Origin of the sequence: Cohnella herbarum (assembly GCF_012849095.1) — a bacterium.
Classification (GTDB): Bacteria; Bacillota; Bacilli; order Paenibacillales; family Paenibacillaceae; genus Cohnella; species Cohnella herbarum.
In genome coordinates this window covers 4,807,371-4,826,750 of record NZ_CP051680.1, presented here as the reverse complement: position 1 = coordinate 4,826,750, position 19,380 = coordinate 4,807,371, and the positions used below count along the sequence as shown (strand labels likewise).

Sequence of the window (19,380 nt, the reverse complement as noted above, 5' to 3'; positions counted from 1 at the left end):
CGACTATAATTTATCACGCGGTACTGAATAATGCAAGGTACTGATTATAAAATAGTCTATTATCCAATTCGGTGAAACTTTCTTTGTGAACAAATGGGGGCGATTTTCAGATGCAAGTCTTATAAAACTTAGGCTTAAGGTTATCTTAAGAAATTTACTTTTCCTTTCATGGTACAATATGTAAACCAACTCTTTTTGTTTTGCCTATTAAAGATAAGAAGGAAGTGTGAGAATGCGTTTCGAAAAGCTAGGAAAGACGATCCTGATGTCTACGTTGCTCGCGGGGGTACTCGCAGGCTGTAGCACTGGAGGGAATGAGTCGAAGGAAAACGTCAAATCGACCTTGAAGGTAATGCATTACGATGAAAGAAGCTTTTATCAGCAGTATGGGATGCTCTTCTCCACGTTATATCCCAACATCGAGATCGAAGTGATCTCTACGCAAGGCGTCTATCAAGAAGGCAAAGATTATCGCGAATCGATGAAGGAATTCATAGAGAAAGAGAAACCGGACGTTCTTATGATCGATGCCGAACAATATTCCACGATGGCTGGCGAGGGTAAGTTGTATAACCTCGAATCGTTCATCAAGAAAGATAAATTCGATCTCGAAGGCATCGCTCCCGGAATTATCGATTATATTAAGCAACAAAGCGATGGAATCCTCTACGGGTTGGCGCCCGAATTCTACAGTCAAGCGATCTATTACAACAAAGACCTGTTCGCTAAGCACGGCGTAACGTTGCCGAAGGATCGGATGAGCTGGGAGGAAGTGCTGCAACTCGCCGCGCGGTTCCCGACAACCGGATCGAAAGAAGACCGGGTATACGGATTCAAAGCCGGTTATCAAACAAGTCTCTACTACTTCGGGTTGTCCATCGGAACATCCCAAGGCTTGTCGTATATTAATCCGACGACGATGCAAATGATGATCAACTCGGATTCCTGGAAGAGAGTATTCGAGATGGCGGATAAAGCGATCAAATCCGGGTCGCTGTATATAGAAGATCCCAACCAGAACGGCGGAGGAGGCTCCTACGAGGAATATCTCCTTAGGGATGCTTTCATCGGCGGCAAAGTCGCGATGGTCATGGAAGGCAATTATCTAATGAACCAAATCAAGGAAGCGAAAAACGTTCTTAAAGAAGGCAAGGGCGTTCAGAACTGGGATGTCGTTACGGTTCCGGTCAATCCGCAAGCGCCGGATGAAAGCACGGGCATGTCGCTTAGCCAAATTTTCGCGATCGATGCCAAAACCGCGAATGCGGATGCCGCTTGGCAATTCGTGAGTTACATTAACGGCGACGATTTCGCGAGAGTAACGTCGAAGCTGCAGAACGGCGGATTTCCTTCGAGAACCAAGTATCTCGAAAGCGCGGAAGGCATACATATGGAAGCCTTCTATAGCTTAAAGCCGGCCCAGAATAATATGTATAAGGGCTTCGATAAAATCCCGCAACAATTCCATATGAAGTACGAGCCATTGACGCAACAAGAGTTCCAGAAGGTTACCGACGGGAAAGCGACGATCTCCGAGGCGCTCGATACCCTGCAAGCCAAAGGGCAACAGCTTCTGACCGAAGAGAGCAAGAACGCGGAGAAAGCCAAACCGGCCGAGGGCGAAGCAAGTCCGTCGGCGAGCGGGTCTGCGAATTCGGGAGCGGCTTCAACTTCCGTGAGCGCGGAGTAATCTGACTTCAGAGGGACAACCTGTTAACGATGACAAGCGCCTATTTTTGTCGAACATGTGAATTGTGACTTTATTTCGTCACAACTCTGTGCTAAAATGTTCACATATAGCGCTTTCACGGAGAGGGGAATTACCTCATGAAGAATAAAGAAATGTCTCGTATGTTGAAATGGGTAGCCATGATCGTTATCGGAGTCGGAATTGTCTGTTGCATCATGAACATCGCGCAATTCAACGACCGTAACCTTGGATTGATGGTCGGAATCGGTTTCTTGATCGGAGGCAGCCAAATTTTGCTATTCGGCGTCATTGCTCCTCTGATGCAGAAGAATCAAGAGTCGGCTCCATCTTCTACGGTCACGGAAGAACTAGCCTAATCGACAATGAATAAGACCGCCTTGACGGAACCTCGGTTCCGATAAGGCGGTCTTTTGCCGTCTATCGAGCAGGGAGAGATCGATTTGGCGATCTCTCCCTTTTTCGCGCGCCTAATCTGGGCTAGAATGTAATGATTTTCACAATTCGTCGAAATCGTGAACAAAGTATTGCGAAATTTCAACGTTTATTTGTCTCATTTGTTAACTGTGCGGAACATCGCTTCGCTTTCTGATATGTTGGATGCAGTTCAGGAAATGCTGCGTTCATTACCCGTGAATTCCCGGTGTTAAAGGACGCTTCGCTCCGGGAAATTCGTTTGAAGCAAGAGGATGGGGGAGATGGCAATGAAGAAAGGTTTGCGGCGCTTTACCGCGGTTCTATCGCTTGTGCTGATGGCGATTGTGACGTCGGGTTGTGCCGAGAAAGTAATCGTAATGAATCCGAAAGGCGAGATCGGAAGGCATCAGGCGGATTTGATATGGATCACGATAGCGCTCTGTCTGGTCATTCTTATACCGGTGTTGATTCTGACTTTCTATATCGTATGGAAATATCGAAATAAGCCGGGCAATAAAGCGAAATACGATCCGACGTGGGAGCACAATACGAAGCTGGAGGTAATCTGGTGGGCAATTCCGATTGCGGTTATCGTGATTCTCGGAGGCATTACGATCAAATATACGTACATGCTCGAGCCGTCCAAGCCGATCGAGCATGAAGCGAAACCGCTCGTTATTCAAGTAACGTCGCTCGATTGGAAGTGGTTGTTCCAATATCCGGAGCAAGGCATCGCAACGGTGAATTACATTGAATTTCCGGAAGACGTACCGATCAAGTTCGAGCTGACTTCGGATGCGCCGATGAACTCTTTCTGGATTCCGCAACTCGGCGGCCAGATTTATACGATGTCCGGGATGGCCATGAAGCTGCATTTGATCGCGGATGAGCCTGGTTCCTATATGGGGATGGGCGCGAATTTCAGCGGCCGCGATTTCGGCAGCATGCAATTTACGGCTAAAGCGACCTCGCAAGAGGAGTTTGACGCATGGGTAGAGAGCGTGAAGGGATCGTCTCCCGCGCTGACCGAAGAAGGTTACGCCCAGTTGGCTAAACCAGGCGTATCGGACGTACAAACGTTCTCCGGGATTCCGGAAGGCCTTTTCCAGAAAATCGTGACGAAGTATGGCGCGCATAACCATGGCGGGGGTAAGCAAGAATCGGATAACTCCGGCGGCGAAGAGGCGAACGTTCACGAGAGCGGATCGTCTCATGAGCAATCCGATACGAACGTTAAACAAGAAGCTAGTAGTACTGAAGGCCATGCGAGTCATGAATAAAGGGAAAGGATGGTGCCGGCATGTGGGACAATATTAAAGAATTCGCGTCCGAATTTTTCGTAACGGGCGATCCGCTCATCTATGGGGCCGACGTCTCCATCGCGCTTACGTTGATTGCGGTCGTTACCGCGCTGACTTATTTCAAAAAATGGACGTGGCTGTGGAAAGATTGGCTAACGACCGTCGATCATAAGAAAATCGGGATTATGTACGTTATCGCATCGTTGCTGATGCTGTTCCGCGGCGGAGTCGACGCGCTCCTGATGCGTACGCAACTCGCGGTTCCGGATGCGGAATTCCTTTCTCCGGAACACTATAATCAAATCTTCACGACCCACGGGGTCATCATGATCTTATTCATGGCGATGCCGCTTATGTTCGGATTGTTTAATCTGGTCATCCCGTTGCAGATCGGAGCGAGGGACGTCGCGTTCCCGTTCCTGAACTCGCTTAGTTTCTGGCTCTTCTTCTTCGGAGCCATGCTGTTTAACGTTTCGTTCGTTATCGGCGGTTCTCCGGATGCGGGTTGGCTGTCGTATCCTCCTCTATCCGGTAAGGATTTTAGTCCCGGGGTCGGGCAGGACTTCTATATTTGGGGCATTCAGATTTCCGGGATCGGAAGCTTGATGACGGGAATCAACTTCATCGTGACGATTCTTAAAATGCGTGCGCCGGGCATGAAGCTGATGAAAATGCCGATGTTCACTTGGTCGGTTTTGTCCAGCTGTTTAACGATAATCTTGGCGTTCCCGATTCTGACGATTACGCTTGCGTTATTGTTTATAGACCGATACCTAGGCGGACACTTCTTCACGCTCGATAGCGGGGGAAATCCGATGATGTATATCAACTTGATATGGATGTGGGGACATCCGGAAGTGTACATCGTAATATTGCCGGCGTTCGGGATTTTCTCGGAAATCGTCGCTACCTTCTCCAAGAAGCGGCTGTTCGGCTACAAGTCGATGGTATTCGCGCTTATGGCCATTAGTATCACTTCCTTCTTTACTTGGGCTCATCACTTCTTCACGATGGGCACGGGGGCGAACGTCAACGCCTTCTTCGCGGTCACGACGATGATCATCGCGATTCCGACGGGGGTTAAAGTGTTTAACTGGCTGTTTACGATGTACCGAGGGCGATTGTCGTTCCCGACGCCGATGCTCTGGATGCTCGGATTTATTCCGTGTTTCGTCGTCGGCGGCATGACCGGCGTTATGCTATCCGTTGCTCCGGCCGACTTCCAGTTCCATAACAGCTACTTCCTCATCGCTCACTTCCATCAAGTGTTGATCGGGGGCGTCGCGTTCGGTTACTTCGCGGGTCTCTATTATTGGTGGCCGAAAGTGTTCGGATTCAAACTGGACGAGAAACTCGGCAAATGGGCTTTCTGGTTCTGGAATATCGGATTTTATGTCTGCTTCATGCCGCAATACGTGCTCGGATTGATGGGGATGACCCGTCGCGTCAGCACCTACGGTTGGGACAAAGGCTGGTATGATCTGAATTTAGTGTCCACTATCGGAGGATTCCTGATGGGAATCGGATTCATCTTCCAAGTGTGGCAAATTCTCCATAGCATCAAGTTCATGAAGAAAGCGCCGGCGGATCCGTGGGACGGACGGACTTTGGAATGGTCGATTCCGTCGCCGGCTCCGGTGTACAACTTCGCTACGATACCTAGGGCGGAGGGCAAGGATTGGTATTGGGAAGAAAAGCAGCGCATCGCGCAGGGGCTCCCTCCTTCGCCAAGGCCTAAGCTTGAACCGATTCATATGCCGAAAAATTCGGGTATCCCGTTCATTATGTCGGCGTTCTGGTTCGTAGCCGGTTTCGGGCTCGTCTTCGATTGGTTATGGATGGCGATTCCGGGCTTTATCGGTATCGTGGTCTGTATGCTTGCCCACTCGTTTAACTATAAAACGGACTATTATATTCCGGTCGATGAAATCAAACGCACGGAAGCTGCCGCTGCAGGGAGGGGAGTCTAATGGCGAAATCTGAAAACCTGAACGTCTCCTCGGCGTCCCATCACGGTGGCGATGATGGGCATCATGATCTGGAAGGCATGCGGGTAATGGGGTTCTGGATCTTCCTGATCACCGACTTCATTATGTTCGGAACGCTGTTCGCCACGTTTATCGTGTTAAACGACAGCACGGCGGGAGGTCCTACGGGGGCCGAGTTGTTCGAAATGCCGGGCATTATCGCGGAAACGTTTATCTTGCTGACCAGCAGCTTCACGAGCGGATTGGCCGTGCTGGCGATGAACAGGGGCAATCGCAAGGCTTTGATCGGTTGGCTTGCCGTAACGGTATTGTTGGGTCTCTCGTTCATCTCGCTCGAACTAACGGAATTTTTCACTTTGGTGCACGAGGGCGCGAACATTTCCACGAGCGCTTTCTGGACGGCTTTCTACACGTTGGTCGGAACGCACGGATTGCACGTGTCGATCGGTCTCGTATGGATTACCGCGATAATGATTCAACTCGCTCGCCATGGTATTAATCCCGTGACAAAGCGTAAAGTCAATATCGTGAGCTTGTATTGGCACTTTCTCGACGTAGTGTGGATCTTCGTCTTAACGATCGTTTATTTGATGGAGGTGATGTAAGGTGGCGCAGCATACGAACAACAATACGCACGGTGACCATGAGGCTCATGGTTCGCACGAAGCGCATGGCTCGCTTAAATCTTATATCATCGGCTTCGTGATATCGATCGTGTTAACGATCATTCCGCTTGTCGTTGTCCTGAACGACATTCTGGAAGGCACGGCGGCCATCGTTGTGCTGTTGGCCGCGGCGATATTGCAATTTCTGGTGCAACTGTTCTACTTCATGCATTTGAAGGAAGAAGGCAAGCCGCGCTATAACATGACGGTGCTTATTCTCGGCACCATTATCGTGCTTACGGTCATAATAGGCTCGATCTGGATTATGACGTATAACAAAGTCGCTTAAAGCGGTAGGGATAATAAAGAGGCTCGGATCGTCCGGAAGTATCGGACGATCCGAGCCTTTGTCATAGCGTTCGGCGGTTTGCGGTTAATTCGTGCAGCGTGCGTACCTGTAATCCCGTTCACGCCCGGATCGGTTAACGATCCGGAGGCGTCCGCCGGCCTTGGACAGCGTGTAGAGTATCGTTTCGTTGCCTTCGTCGCTTCCGGAAAGGCTCGCTCTAACACGAATGCTCGATTCCGTTTGGTTCACGATCCGGAGGCTGACGACGAACGTGGGGACGGGACCCGGATCGGCGACGATCTCGTATAATCTGGTCTTATAGAGGATCGGCTTTAGATTGCATAGCATGATCGCGCTGAGCCTTGCGTTCCAGTTACGCTTGAAATAGGCTAAGATCTTGCCTCGGGTGCTGAAACGGAGCGGTAATCTCTTGTACTCGTCTCCGTCGATAAAGATGGACGGGCCGTTTAACGACGAGTCGTAAACGGCAATCCATTGCGATTCCGCGCGATTGATGAATGCGGTAATCTGGCGCGGCGTATACGTTATGGCGGCGATTGGCATTTCGGCATCCCTCCACTTGTATCGTATGTACAAGCCGGAGGAATGCGAGGGTGGTTGTCCGATGGCCGAAAGAGGAATTCAAGGAGGGGTTTATTTGGCGGTATTTTCGCCGGCTTCCCATGGATTCAAATGAATCATGACTTCGACGACGTCGGGGTCATAGTCCATAATCAGCTTCTTGAGCTGTTTGCTGATATCGTGCCCTTGCTGAATGGTGTAATCGTTAGGGATGCCGACGCGAATGTCGACGATAATATAGTGGCCGTGCTCGCGCGCTCTTACGCGATCGATTCTTTTGACGTTCTCGTCCGTAAGGAGCAGAGCTTCGTAATGCGCGAGTTTCTCGGCGGAGACATTGCGTTCCATCAGAATATCTATGGAGTCGCGCCCCATCTCGTAAGCGAGCTTAAGCACGAGCAGCGAAACGACGATACCGGCGACGGGGTCGCCGTAGGCGGCCCATTCCCAGTGGAAACGGTCGCCCAGTAAACCGATGCCGATCCCGATAACGGCGGCCAGAGAGGCGTATACGTCGGCCAGATGGTCGTAAGCGGTGGCAAGCACGCTCTTGCTATTCGCTGCTTTGCCGACTTTGATCGTATAGACGTAGAGAGCTTGTTTCCATACTAGCGAGATGGCTGCGGCGCCGAGCGCTAGCCAGTTTTCTTCCCCTGGAGGCTGGAAGAGCGCGCCGATCGATTGATAGCCGATCCAGAGGGCTGCTAGCACGAGAACGACGGCTACGAAGGCGGAGGCCACGACCTCGGCTTTGCCGTGTCCGTAAGGATGATCCTCGTCCGCGGGTTTCTTCGATACCATGGAAGATGTTAAGGCTGCCACGGTTGCGATGATGTCTCCCGCGTTATGAACTCCGTCCGCGAGGAGTACGGGACTAGCGAGCAATAGTCCTGCGACGATTTTCAAAATGGTGAGAACGATGTTGCTAATTAAACTGATCCAAATTGCCAATAAAGCCGAATGATGCCTATCCGCCACAAAGATTGCCCCTTCAAAGAAAGTTTGCCCCGCGCAAAAAATAAAACAGGCTTCCAACCTTGGGGTTGAAAGCCTGAAATCGTCCATATTCGGGTTGATGCGAGAATCGAATTCATGGGTGACAACCACCCTCTCCAGAAATGCGGGATAACATAACTCGATTATTCTAACATACCTTAGAGCTCTGCGCTAACTCATCTAAATTCTATAGTTAACTCTTACATCACTATTAATGTAATATATGTGTTAAATAAACAAAAACATTTAGCCATTTATGTAACTATTATTGACATCAAGTAGGAAGGGGCATATGATTACAATAAAACCCAGTGGGAGAGGGAGCCGTTCTGCATGGAAACGATAAACGACGTATCGGTGAATTCGCCTTCCTCTCGATTTTACAATGAAATGTATAACGGAGCTCAGGTTCGCGCGCATTATAACCATGTCCATCAAGTGTTATCGCGCATGTCCTTGGAGGATCGGGTAAGCAGGCAAACGCAAATGAACGGGCGTCTTCTCGAGGAAGGAATTACGTTCACTCTGTCCGGCGGGGATCAACCGGATGCGCTGGAGAGAACCATTCCGTTCGATCTGATCCCGCGGATCATTCCGGCGACGGAGTGGGAAACGATCGAGCAAGGCACGCGACAGAGGGTTCGCGCCTTAAATGCTTTCCTAGCCGATATTTACCATGAACAGTGCATTCTGAAAGACGGGCTCGTACCTCGCCGAATGGTGATGGGGAATCGTTATTTCCGTACGGAAATGATGCGTCTGCCCGTGCCGGGCGGAACTTACGTGACGGCGTCGGGCATCGATCTCATCCGCGACGAGAAAGGCGATTATTTCGTCTTGGAGGACAATCTGCGGTCTCCCTCCGGTTTCTCGTACGTTTTCAAAAGTCGTTCGATCATGACGCATGATTTTCCCGAGCTCTATTTCTCCTATCCCGTTAAGGGGATCGAGAGGTCTTTGCACGATTTCCGTACATCGCTTAGAAACTTAGCCCCTACGGACAGAGCGGAACCCGTGATCGCCTTGTTAACGCCCGGGAGCTTTAACTCCGCCTACTTCGAGCATACGTTTCTTGCGCAGCAGATGGGGATGGAGCTCGTAGAAGGCCGCGATCTTGTATGCAGGGACAATAAAATTTATATCCGCAAGCTATCCGGATTGAAGCAAGTCGACGTGTTATACCGCCGGATAGACGACGATTATCTCGATCCGCTAGCGTTTCGTCCGGATTCGATGCTGGGCGTAGCGGGGCTGATGAACGCTTACCGGTTCGGTAACATTACGATCGCCAACGCTCCGGGCACGGGCGTAGCGGACGATAAGGCGATCTACACGTTCGTTCCGGAGATGATCCGTTACTATCTCAACGAACGGCCGATATTGAATAACGTGCCGACTTACCTGATGAGCCGTCCGGACGAACGGGAGCATGTCTTGGGTCGGCTGGAAGAGATGGTCGTCAAGGAGACGTCGTTATCCGGAGGTTACGGCATGCTCGTCGGACCGGCATCGACCGAGTGGGAGCGCGAGAGGTTCGCGGCCAAAATCCGCGAGAACCCCGACAACTACATCGCCCAGCCGACGATTAAGCTTTCGACTTCTCCGATTAACCTGGATGGCCGAGTTGCGCATCGTCATATCGATCTGCGGGTATTCGCGTTGGCCGATGGCAAGAACGTGCACGTGCTTCCCGGGGGATTAACGAGAGTAGCGATGAAGGAAGGTTCGTTGGTCGTTAATTCGTCGCAGGGCGGCGGCGTTAAAGACACTTGGGTATTGTCGGAATAGAGCGATAGAGGGATATGAATGGGAATCGAGCCCATAAGGAGTGGAGCCCTATGTTGGATCGGATAGCGGAATCGTTGTTCTGGATCGGACGTTACACCGAACGCGCGGAAAATCATGCCCGGTTGCTCGACGTGTATTACCATCTTCGCGAGGAAGGAAGCGGAGAGCCGGAGGCGGTGTGGAGGCGGATAGCAGAAGCGATCGGAGATTGCGCGCTATACGAAGAACGGTACGATGGCTACCGGGAGCAGGACGTACTATACTTCCTCACTTTGGATCCGACGCAGGACAACTCGATTCTGTCCTGCGTCGCTCAAGCTAGGGATAATCTGAAGAAAATCCGCGAGCAGCTTCCTTCCGAGTTGTGGAACTTGTTGAACGGGTTCTACTTATGGTTAAAGGGGGTGCGGCTGGAGGAGGTTACTCAGCAGTCTCCCCATCGGTTTTTTCAACGGTTGAAGGAAGGATTGGCGGCATTCCAAGGTACCGCCGTATCGATCGCGCTAAGGGATGAATCCTGGCATATGCTCGAGAGCGGACGTTACTTGGAGCGCTCGGAGAATATCGTCAGGCTGCTCCAATCGGTCGGCAACATCGCCCCGGACAAAAGGAAAGGGTCCTACGCGTACACGATGGCCGTATTGAAGTCGGTAGGCGGTTACGAGGCGTTCAGGCGGTTGGATCTAGAAGAGATTTCTTTGGAAGAGGTATCGCGTTTCCTCGTGCTTCAGGAGACGTTCCCAAGATCGATCCATTTCGCGTTAGCGAACTTCGAACAGCATCTGAAGGCGATGCGCGGGCATTCGGAGAAGTCCGGTTCCGCGCTGGAGCGGATGATTCGATTAGCGGGCAAAGCGCGTTCGGAGCTCGGATGGCTCGATCGCAACGATATTACGATGGACTCGTTGAATGCCGTGCTTCAACAACTGCTTGGCGCGAATCGGCAGCTTGGCGAAGCCGTGGCAAGAACCTTTTTTTTCCCTGAACGGGAGGTTATCGCATGAAATTCGATATTTGCCACGTTACGAGGTACCGGTACGATTCGTCGGTGACGGACAGTGTCAATGAAATTCGTCTTTCTCCCCGCACGGACGAGCGGCAGGCTTGTTATCAGCATCGGTTGGTGGTCGAGCCGAACGTGCAATTGCTATCCTACGAGGATTATTTCGGTAACCGGGTACATTCCTTTACGGCTAACGCTCCTCATAAGGAATTAGTCATCACCTCCCATTCCACCGTCGTAACGAGGGATCGGGACGTCGTATGGAGCGCGGCATGGGGAGCCGAGGAATCGTGGAATCGACTGAGAAGCGAGGATTTCATAGACGGGAACGCGGAATATTTGCTCCCTACGGCGTATGCGTCGTTTCAGCCTAAAGTCGAATCGTATGCATCCGGTATTCGCGGTGAAGAAGCCGGCGTATTCGGATTCGTAAGGAACGCGGCTAGCGCGATATACGGCGATTTTGAATATAAGCCGTTTTCCACCGGCGTGCATACGACGGCGGACGAGTTGGTCGGGATCGGCAGCGGGGTTTGCCAAGATTTCGCCCACTTGCTGCTAGCGGTTTGCCGACTTCGAGGTGTTCCGGCGCGTTACGTAAGCGGGTATCATTTCGTCGGGGACCTGCAAGGCAGGGATGCGGATTTCGAGCAAGCCTCGCATGCATGGGTCGAGGTATACATTCCGGGCGCGGGCTGGCAGGGCATCGATCCTACGAACAATAACCTGATCGATTGGCGTTACGTTAAGCTCGGGCATGGACGGGATTACAACGATATCGTTCCGGTAAAGGGCATTTACCGCGGGACGTCCGGGCAGACGCTTCAAGTGACCGTTGACGTTAGGTTGGCGGAAACGGGATAAAGAGACGATAGTACGGCACGGGAAAGAGGCTGCCTACGCGATACCTGCGCGGGCTGCCTCTTTGGGTTGAGCTGGTTTAGCGATTTAAAGGTTATCCCAGTTGCTTTGAAAATACTTCATCGGTACCGCGAAATCCAGCGTCGTATTCGAGACCCCGAACGTCGTAATGCCGATGACTTCGCCGTATTCGTTGAGCAACACGCCGCCGCTTGAGCCGACTTCCGTGTCGGCCGTATGTTGAATGTACGTGACGCCGTCTATCGTGCGAATCGAGGAAACGATTCCGTCGGACACGGTATTTTCCAAGCCGTTCGGACTGCCGATGGCGTAGACTTTGTCGCCGACTTCCGGCAAGGCGGTCGTATAGTCGAGGTAATGCTCCGGGGAGCTTCCGGTTGCGTTCCCTTTGTCGTCGAACGCAGTGGAGATGGCCGCGGCGAAAATATCTTTGGCCTCGTCTTTGAAGTAATACCAATCGGATAAATCATACGTTTTCTTATCGACGGTTACGGTAATCTTGCTCGCTTCTCCGGCTACGTGATAGTTGGTGAGGAACGTGTTTTCGTTGATGACGAAACCCGAGCCTTGTCCAAGGGATTTGCCGTTTTCGTCGTAGACCATTACATATCCGACGGCGTTCTGCAGCTTGGCGATTTCCTTGGCGGTTAACGGCGCACGGAATAGCTTTCCTTCGACGACCCAGGCATTGGAAAGCTGGTCGTCCGTGATTTTGCCCTGTTTGTATTTGACGTAGATGGATTTCGAGACGGCGATGGAGCCTTTCCACTCATATGACGGCGTCGTATAATAGTCGACCTTGAGCGTTGCGGCATCCACTTTAAGCAGCTTATCGAACGAATCGAGGATATCATCCCAGTCTTCGTCCTCGTTCGCTTCGATTTGGTAAAACGACGTCGAAGCTTCGATACCTGCGTCTTTGTCCGTTAACGTTACCGAATACAATTGTTTGACGGCTTTGTTCAAGCCGTTGGAGTTGAGCTCTAAGGTTTGGTTTTTCTTGTCTTGGGCGTATTTGACTCCGGCTTTGTCCAGAACGTTCAAGGGAACGTAGGTTTGATTGTTAAAGCTGATTGCCGGAACGGCATTCTTATATACGGCGCCGTCTACCTTTACTCTGACTATAGGACTGCCCTTATATGCTCCCCATAAGGCCGCGGCGCTCGCGACTCCCGCGAATACGAATGAGAGCAGGATAAATGCGAGGATCGTTTTCCGTTTCAATCTACCATCTCCTATGAATTGGATGTTCAAATATTAACTTACTTTATCTTTAAGGGTGCGCGAATTCAATAGCGTTCGCAAAATAAATCGAGAAATTGACGGTTGAGGAGTTGGTTGAGCTAATGTTCGGAAATTGATGTATAATTTTCTCGAATTCATCCTAGTCAGGTTGCTTTATCGTTAATATTACGAATGATCGGGATATTAACCCCTTGACCCGTGCGTGTAAATCGGTTACTCTACGTAATGGAAATATACATTTACCTTTCAATTCATCCATTCGTATATCCTCGGCAATATGGGCTGGGGGTCTCTACCGGGAACCTTAAATTCCCGACTACGAAGGATGTGGGGACACCCACACCTTCGCGGTCGGGATTTTTTTATGGGCTTGTCCAGACTACGGGGGCATATCAGGAGGAGATTAACGGATGAGCAATGTTTATGATGTTATCGTGGTTGGCGCGGGTCCTGCCGGTATTTTCACATGTTACGAATTGACGAGAACCTCTCCCCGCCTGAAGGTGTTATTAGTGGACAAAGGGCACGACATTAAGCATCGCCATTGTCCGATACTGGAAAATAAAATCGAGCTATGCCCGCCTCCCGCCGGAAAAAAAGAATTCGCGGGCTGCTTGCCCGCCTGCTCGATTACGGCAGGCTTCGGCGGCGCCGGCGCGTATAGCGACGGTAAATTCAACATTACGACGGAGTTCGGCGGTTGGCTGACGGATTACGTGGCCCCATCGCAAGTGCTGGGTTTGATCCGTTACGTAGACGAGATTAACTTGGAGCACGGAGCAACGTTAAATATGACTGATCCGACAACGGAAGCGGTTAAGGCGATCGAGCATAGAGGTTACGCGGCCGGTCTGAAGCTGCTAAGGGCGCAAGTCAGGCATCTCGGGACGGAACAGAATTTGGAAATTCTGAAGTCGATCCGCGCTTACTTGGAAACGCGAATCGATATGCGCTTCAAGACGGAAGTCGCCGATCTGTTGTCCGTTAAAGAGAACGGCGCCCATCGGGTGTGCGGGATTACGCTTAAGAACGGAGAGGAGATCAGGTCGGACACGGTCGTGGTCGCGCCTGGACGGGACGGTTCGGGCTGGTTGACCGAAGTATTGAAGAGACGCAGGTTGGCAATGGTCAACAATCAGGTCGACGTAGGCGTACGGGTGGAAACTTCGGACGTCGTCATGAGGGAAATCAACGAGCATCTATACGAAGGGAAGTTTATCTATAACACGTCCGTCGGTACCCGTGTGAGAACGTTCTGCAGCAACCCGTCGGGACACGTCGTCGTCGAGAACCACAGCGGGGTGATGGCGGCTAACGGGCATGCGTTCAAGGATCCGGCGCTTGGCTCCAGCAATACGAACTTTGCTTTGCTCGTCTCTCATAAGTTTACCGATCCGTTCGATAAGCCGAACGAGTATGCGCGCGAAATTTGCAAGCGAGCGAACGATCTCTCGAGCGGCGGCGTCATCGTGCAGAAGTTCGGGGATATTCTGAGAGGCCGCCGTTCGACGTCCGGCCGCATTAAGGAAGGCTTCATCGAACCGACCTTGCATGAAGCGGTACCGGGCGATCTGGGGCTAGTGCTTCCTTACAACACGATGAAAAGCTTGATCGAGATGGTGGAGGCGCTCGACAAGGTTACTCCGGGAATCGCTTCCGAGCACACGTTGTTCTATGGCGTAGAAGCGAAGTTTTACTCCGCCCGACCGAAGCTGAGCGCAACGTTGGAAACGGAAATTGCCGGTCTGTATTGCGGCGGCGACGGAGCGGGCGTCACTCGCGGGCTCGCCCAAGCGGGCGCTGCCGGCGTCTGGATCGCTCGCGCGGTTTCGGAGCGGAAGAATAAGTAAGTTGAACTTACAACGACAAGTAGGTGAACCCCGCAAGCAACAAAGACGCGATGAGCATGGCGATGAACGGGCGAAGCGCGCGGTTGCGGAAATCGCGCAAATGAATGTTAAGTCCGAGTCCGGCCATAGCCATGACGAGTAGCAATGTAGTCACGAGCGACAAATCGCGCAATAATGGGGCCGGATCGGGCAACATAATCGGAAGAACGTAACTTCCGAATAAGCTCATGCCGATGAACCCGAGCAAGAACCAAGGGAACGGAAACGGCGTTCGACCTGCTGAAGATTGCGTATGCTTAGATTCCGAACGAGCTTTGAGTTTAGAGTATCCTGCGATCCCTAAGCATAGAGGCACGAGAAGGGCGACTCGGCATAGCTTCGCGAGCAAGCCGTCGGTTAGGGCGTCCGGTCCTGCCGGTGCCGCAGCCATCGCGACATGGGCGATTTCGTGCAAGGTGAGGCCGGACCATATTCCGTATACGGAGGGATCCATCGGAAGCCAAGGTTGGATGACGGTATAAGCCGTTGCGAATACGGTGCCGATCAATGCGATTAAGCCGGCGCTTATGGCGGTATCTTCCTGTTTGGATTTGAGCAGCGGAGATACCGCGATAATTGCCGCTGCGCCGCAGATGGCCGTTCCGATGGCAAGCAGGACGGTCAGTTTACGGTCCGCGCGGAGCCAATGCCCGATCGCCAGCACGGTAACCAAGGAGAAGGCGACGGTTGCTCCGCCGCGCGCGAGCAAAGGTAATCCTTGTTGGGCGAGATCTACGACATTGAGTTTTAATCCGAACAATACGATCGCCGCGCGCAGCAAAGTTCCGGAAGAGAACCGAATGCCTATGCCGATGGCGGAAGGATATCCGAAACGGTGGCGATAAGCGGCCGTTAACAGCAAGGTGCAAGCGAGAGCGCCTATTCGATCGAGCCCCGGGAGCATGGACAGCCCCCATCCGGCCAAGGCGAAAACAAAGGTAAATAATATACCGTATGTCCGGGCAGGGGATGGGGACGGAGCGGCAACGGATGCGGGCGGCGTGGTTTTGGTTAACATGATGTCTGATTCCTCCAGTATCGAGCCGGGATCGGTGTTTCTTGTTAATCCAAGTGTAAGCGGGTTTTCATGATAAGGAAAATTAATTATAATTATATTTATAGTAAGTAATAACTTATGCATTGATAAGAGATCAACTTAGAGAGCGAGGAGTGCCGATGGACCAATCCCTGATCGTTTTCTCCGAAGTCGCCGATACCCGTAATTTCTCGCGCGCGGCTGAACGGCTGCATATGACGCAGCCGGCGGTTAGCCAGCATATTCGGGCGCTGGAAGAGCGTCTTAAAGTTAGGTTGCTGGAACGGAACAATAAATCCGTAACGTTAACCCGGGCGGGAGAAATCGTGCTCCATCACGCGAAGGAAATCGGGGGATTATACCGCAGGATGGAGGAAATGGTCGACGAGTTAATTCACTATACGGGAGGGCCTTTGGCTATCGGAGCCAGCTATACGTTCGGAGAGTATATGCTCCCGTTGACGTTAGCCCGTTTGAATACGGACTTTCCGGATATTCGGCCTATCGTCATGATCGGAAATACATCGGATATTGCGGAGCGGGTTCGCGGCCGGGAGTTGGATGTCGGCATCGTGGAGGGCGAGGAGATCGGGACGGGCTTGGTCGTGGAGAAGTTGGCCGAGGACGAAATGTATATCGCGGCTGGGGCGCAGCACGCCCTTGCGGATCGAAAAGCCGTTTCGTTGGCGCAATTGGAGGAGCAGACGTGGCTTGTAAGGGAACCGGGCTCGGGGACTAGGGCGGCAGCGGATAAAATGTTCGCCGAGCTCCGCTTGAAGCCGGAGCGTCTAATGGAAATGGGGAGTACCCAATCGATCAAGGAAACGGTAGAAGCCGGGCTCGGAGTGACCTTGCAATCGCGCTGGGCGCTTCGCAAAGAACTCGGGCTCGGCTCCTTGAAGTTGCTCGACGTGGAAGGTCTCCCTTTTCGCCGAAGCTTCCATATTCTCATGCGAAATGGCGATCTGCGTACCCGGACGATGGAAGTGTTTCTGCATACTCTTAATACCGTCACGGGAACGATGTTATCTTCCGATAAAGCGGGTATTAGTTCTCTTGAGAAATTTTCTTGAACGCTTCGACGAACTGGGCGGACGGATAGGCGCCGGATAAGGCGTACTTGTTGTTAATAATGAAGAACGGAACGCCGGTGATGCCAAGGGCTTGGGCGGATGCCATGTCTTGTTCTACGTCGGCCAGGCCTTCTCCCGATTCGAGAAGGCGTTTGGCTTCCTCGGCATCGAGTCCGAGTTCGGAGGCAATCTCAAGCAGAACGTCAAGCTTGGCGATATCTCTCCCGTCTTCGAAATAAGCTTTCATTACCGCGTCTAGCCAGTAGACCTCATCTTCTTCGGGAAGCAATGCCGTAATCCGATGAGCGAGTACCGTGTTCGGCATGCGTTCCACCTTGTCGAAATTGAAGGTAACTCCGACGGCGGCTCCGGCATCGGTTACCCGTTGAAGCATCGGCTTGAAGCGTTCGGCCCCGCCCATTTTTTTCTCCATCACGCTGTTAAAAGGCAGGCCTTCAGGCGGTAATGTGGCATCTAATTGATACGCATGATAGCTCACTTCGACCGTTTGGCCGGTTTGCTCCAACCACGTCTCGATCGCGTCGCTCATGTTTTTTTTGCCGATCCGGCACCAAGGACAAACCATATCGGAATATACGTCGATTTTCATCGGAATCACCTCTGCGTTATTTTCGTTAATCCGTGCTCTTAGTATGGCAGACTGCGGGCCGGCATTCAACGTGCGGTTGCGGGATAGCGGTGGTAAAATGTGATTTAGGATAAGGGGGTACGTCTTGTGGCGCTAAAGTTGGATTCGGCTGTAGAGTTATTGAACGGAGTGGAGATGCCGCGACTCGGTCTTGGCGTCTGGCGCGCGGTTGACGGACAAGAAACCGAGGATGCGGTATCGGCAGCCCTAAAGGCGGGATATCGCCATATCGATACGGCATCCATGTACGATAACGAGCGCGGAGTCGGACGGGCGATCCGCGCATCGGGCATCCCGCGAGAGCAAATTTTCGTAACGACTAAGGTATGGAACAACGAGCAAGGTTACGACAATACGCTTAAAGCATTCAAGGGAAGTCTTGAACGGTTGGATATGTCTTACGCGGATTTGTATTTGGTCCATTGGCCTGTCGTGGGGAAATACAAGGAAACCTATCGTGCCATCGAGGAACTGTACGATCAAGGGCTCGTTCGGTCGATCGGCGTCAGCAACTTCAATATCCATCATCTCGAGGATTTGATGGGGTCATGCCGGATCAAGCCGATGGTTAACCAGGTGGAGATGCATCCCCTTCATACGCAGAAGAAGCTGTTTGCCTTCTGCCGCAAGGAAGGGATCCAACTGGAATCGTGGCGTCCGCTTATGCAAGGAAGGCTAGATCTGCCGTTACTCGGGGATCTGGCTGCCAAATACGGCAAAACCCCCGCGCAAATCGTTCTTAGATGGCATTTGCAGCTAGGGGCGGTTACGATTCCGAAGTCGGTCAAGGAAAGCCGTATTCTCGAGAACTCCGATCTTTACGATTTCGAGTTGGAGCCGGAAGATGTAGTCGCCATCGATGGGTTGAACCGGAATCATCGCTTCGGCGCCGATCCGGACCACATTGATTTCTAGGATATAAGGGAATCGGAATTGAGATAATACTGGACATGGAGCCTCTTGACAACCTCAACTGTAACTGATAATATTACAGTAATCACCGAGGAGGCTGAGCGCATGAACAGTGAATTCGTCATAGCTGTCCACGGCCTTGTGCTTCTAGCTCATCGTCCAGACGGAATGGCCTCCAGCGAAGAGATCGCCGCGAACGTGTGCACGAATCCGGTTCGCGTCCGCAAGGTTATGAGTTGCTTGCGCAAGAATGGCTACGTGGATACGCGCGAAGGCTCCGGGGGCGGTTATAAGCTATCCCGGGAACCTGGCGCAGTCACGTTGGCGGACATCTACCGCGCTTTGGCCGCAGGATCTTTGGCACCGGGCTGGTGCAGCGGGGATCCCGAGTCGGATTGCATGGTAGGCTCTAATATGGCGGACGTAATGAACGCCGTGTTCTGCGGGGCGGATCAGCATCTGGAGAAGTATTTCGAGACGATCACGATCGGTCAGATGTTGTCCAGCATTACGGCTAAAGCGCGATTGTAGTCCCTTCGCGATGACGTAGGATGGAGCGGGTTCAGACTACCCGATCATCATAGGTTTTTTCTCAAAATCATTTCACTAAAGATAGGAGAGGTTTCTTATGGCAGTCGCGATTACAAAAGATAACTTCACTGAGAACGTAGCGCAAGGAGTTTCCTTGCTTGATTTCTGGGCTCCATGGTGCGGACCTTGCAAAATGCAGCTTCCGATCGTCGAAGAGCTTTCCGACGAACTGAAAGGCACGGCAACGATCGCGAAAGTGAACGTCGACGAAGAGCCCGAGCTCGCTAGCCAATTCGGAGTCATGAGCATTCCGACGCTGATTCTGTTCAAAGACGGTCAGCCGGTTGACAAACTTGTCGGCCTGCAAAGCAAAGATTCGCTGAAAGCGAAAATTCAAAGCCACCTGTAAGTCATGCGTTAGGAGCA

At 51.9% G+C, this 19,380-nt stretch carries 19 protein-coding genes and 1 riboswitch; of the genes, 14 read left to right on the top strand and 5 right to left on the bottom strand.

Annotation, left to right across the window (positions count from 1 at the left end):
- Positions 1-232 precede the first annotated feature (232 nt).
- The 6 genes from HH215_RS20655 (at position 233) to cyoD (ending at position 6,368) form a co-directional block, all read left to right on the top strand.
- The gene (locus tag HH215_RS20655) at positions 233-1,690 is read left to right on the top strand and encodes an ABC transporter substrate-binding protein (RefSeq protein ID WP_169281610.1); all 1,458 of its coding nucleotides are present in this window, start codon (positions 233-235) and stop codon (positions 1,688-1,690) included.
- Between the two features lie 137 nt (positions 1,691-1,827).
- A complete protein-coding gene (locus tag HH215_RS20650) occupies positions 1,828-2,067 on the top strand; it encodes a hypothetical protein (protein ID WP_169281609.1) in 240 nt (79 codons plus the stop codon).
- 345 nt (positions 2,068-2,412) lie between these two features.
- Positions 2,413-3,405 carry a ubiquinol oxidase subunit II gene (gene cyoA / locus HH215_RS20645; RefSeq protein WP_169284501.1) on the top strand — a complete coding sequence of 331 codons (993 nt, stop codon included), beginning with the start codon at positions 2,413-2,415 and terminating at the stop codon, positions 3,403-3,405.
- 20 nt (positions 3,406-3,425) lie between these two features.
- Complete coding sequence (locus HH215_RS20640; protein WP_169281608.1) at positions 3,426-5,396, top strand: cbb3-type cytochrome c oxidase subunit I; 1,971 nt, start codon at positions 3,426-3,428, stop codon at positions 5,394-5,396.
- Positions 5,396-6,019 carry a cytochrome o ubiquinol oxidase subunit III gene (gene cyoC, locus HH215_RS20635; protein ID WP_169281607.1) on the top strand — a complete coding sequence of 208 codons (624 nt, stop codon included), beginning with the start codon at positions 5,396-5,398 and terminating at the stop codon, positions 6,017-6,019. Before HH215_RS20640 ends, cyoC begins: the two co-directional genes overlap by 1 nt.
- 1 nt (position 6,020) lies before the next feature.
- Entirely contained in the window at positions 6,021-6,368 is a 348-nt protein-coding gene (gene cyoD / locus HH215_RS20630) for a cytochrome o ubiquinol oxidase subunit IV (protein ID WP_169281606.1), read from the top strand.
- An 84-nt stretch (positions 6,369-6,452) separates the two neighbouring features.
- On the opposite strand, the gene HH215_RS20625 is transcribed toward cyoD, so the two are convergent.
- Both HH215_RS20625 and HH215_RS20620 read right to left on the bottom strand, forming a co-directional pair.
- On the bottom strand, positions 6,453-6,932 hold the full coding sequence (locus HH215_RS20625) for a hypothetical protein (protein ID WP_169281605.1): 480 nt from the start codon (positions 6,930-6,932) through the stop codon (positions 6,453-6,455).
- Positions 6,933-7,022: 90 nt separating this feature from the next.
- The gene (locus HH215_RS20620) at positions 7,023-7,928 is read right to left on the bottom strand and encodes a cation diffusion facilitator family transporter (RefSeq protein ID WP_254450163.1); all 906 of its coding nucleotides are present in this window, start codon (positions 7,926-7,928) and stop codon (positions 7,023-7,025) included.
- A 351-nt stretch (positions 7,929-8,279) separates the two neighbouring features.
- On the opposite strand from HH215_RS20620, the gene HH215_RS20615 reads away from it, so the two are divergent.
- The 3 genes from HH215_RS20615 to HH215_RS20605 are packed head-to-tail and all read left to right on the top strand — an operon-like array spanning position 8,280 to position 11,601.
- The gene (locus tag HH215_RS20615) at positions 8,280-9,734 is read left to right on the top strand and encodes a circularly permuted type 2 ATP-grasp protein (protein WP_169281604.1); all 1,455 of its coding nucleotides are present in this window, start codon (positions 8,280-8,282) and stop codon (positions 9,732-9,734) included.
- Between the two features lie 50 nt (positions 9,735-9,784).
- The gene (locus HH215_RS20610; RefSeq protein WP_169281603.1) at positions 9,785-10,738 is read left to right on the top strand and encodes an alpha-E domain-containing protein; all 954 of its coding nucleotides are present in this window, start codon (positions 9,785-9,787) and stop codon (positions 10,736-10,738) included.
- Entirely contained in the window at positions 10,735-11,601 is an 867-nt protein-coding gene (locus HH215_RS20605) for a transglutaminase family protein (RefSeq protein ID WP_169281602.1), read from the top strand. Before HH215_RS20610 ends, HH215_RS20605 begins: the two co-directional genes overlap by 4 nt.
- Positions 11,602-11,685: 84 nt before the next feature.
- Here HH215_RS20605 and HH215_RS20600 read toward each other — a convergent pair whose 3' ends face one another.
- On the bottom strand, positions 11,686-12,843 hold the full coding sequence (locus tag HH215_RS20600; protein WP_169281601.1) for a S1C family serine protease: 1,158 nt from the start codon (positions 12,841-12,843) through the stop codon (positions 11,686-11,688).
- 260 nt (positions 12,844-13,103) lie between these two features.
- Positions 13,104-13,203: riboswitch (purine riboswitch) on the top strand.
- Between the two features lie 71 nt (positions 13,204-13,274).
- Between HH215_RS20600 and HH215_RS20595 the strand changes: the two genes are divergently transcribed.
- Positions 13,275-14,714, top strand: a complete 1,440-nt coding sequence (locus HH215_RS20595; RefSeq protein WP_169281600.1) for an NAD(P)/FAD-dependent oxidoreductase — start codon at positions 13,275-13,277, stop codon at positions 14,712-14,714.
- 7 nt (positions 14,715-14,721) lie between these two features.
- Here the strand turns inward: HH215_RS20595 and HH215_RS20590 are convergent, their stop codons facing one another.
- The gene (locus tag HH215_RS20590; protein ID WP_169281599.1) at positions 14,722-15,771 is read right to left on the bottom strand and encodes a YeiH family protein; all 1,050 of its coding nucleotides are present in this window, start codon (positions 15,769-15,771) and stop codon (positions 14,722-14,724) included.
- A gap of 158 nt (positions 15,772-15,929) precedes the next feature.
- Between HH215_RS20590 and HH215_RS20585 the strand changes: the two genes are divergently transcribed.
- On the top strand, positions 15,930-16,862 hold the full coding sequence (locus tag HH215_RS20585) for a LysR family transcriptional regulator (protein ID WP_169281598.1): 933 nt from the start codon (positions 15,930-15,932) through the stop codon (positions 16,860-16,862).
- Here HH215_RS20585 and HH215_RS20580 read toward each other — a convergent pair.
- The gene (locus tag HH215_RS20580) at positions 16,837-17,472 is read right to left on the bottom strand and encodes a DsbA family oxidoreductase (RefSeq protein WP_169281597.1); all 636 of its coding nucleotides are present in this window, start codon (positions 17,470-17,472) and stop codon (positions 16,837-16,839) included. The two genes, HH215_RS20585 and HH215_RS20580, sit on opposite strands and share 26 nt — an antisense overlap.
- A 126-nt stretch (positions 17,473-17,598) precedes the next feature.
- On the opposite strand from HH215_RS20580, the gene HH215_RS20575 reads away from it, so the two are divergent.
- From HH215_RS20575 to trxA, 3 genes are all read left to right on the top strand, one after another.
- On the top strand, positions 17,599-18,426 hold the full coding sequence (locus tag HH215_RS20575; RefSeq protein ID WP_375140455.1) for an aldo/keto reductase: 828 nt from the start codon (positions 17,599-17,601) through the stop codon (positions 18,424-18,426).
- Positions 18,427-18,528: 102 nt separating this feature from the next.
- Complete coding sequence (locus HH215_RS20570; RefSeq protein ID WP_169281596.1) at positions 18,529-18,954, top strand: RrF2 family transcriptional regulator; 426 nt, start codon at positions 18,529-18,531, stop codon at positions 18,952-18,954.
- A 97-nt stretch (positions 18,955-19,051) separates the two neighbouring features.
- Positions 19,052-19,363, top strand: coding sequence for a thioredoxin (trxA, locus tag HH215_RS20565; RefSeq protein WP_169281595.1), 312 nt, complete (start codon positions 19,052-19,054; stop codon positions 19,361-19,363).
- The last annotated feature ends 17 nt before the right edge of the window (positions 19,364-19,380 follow it).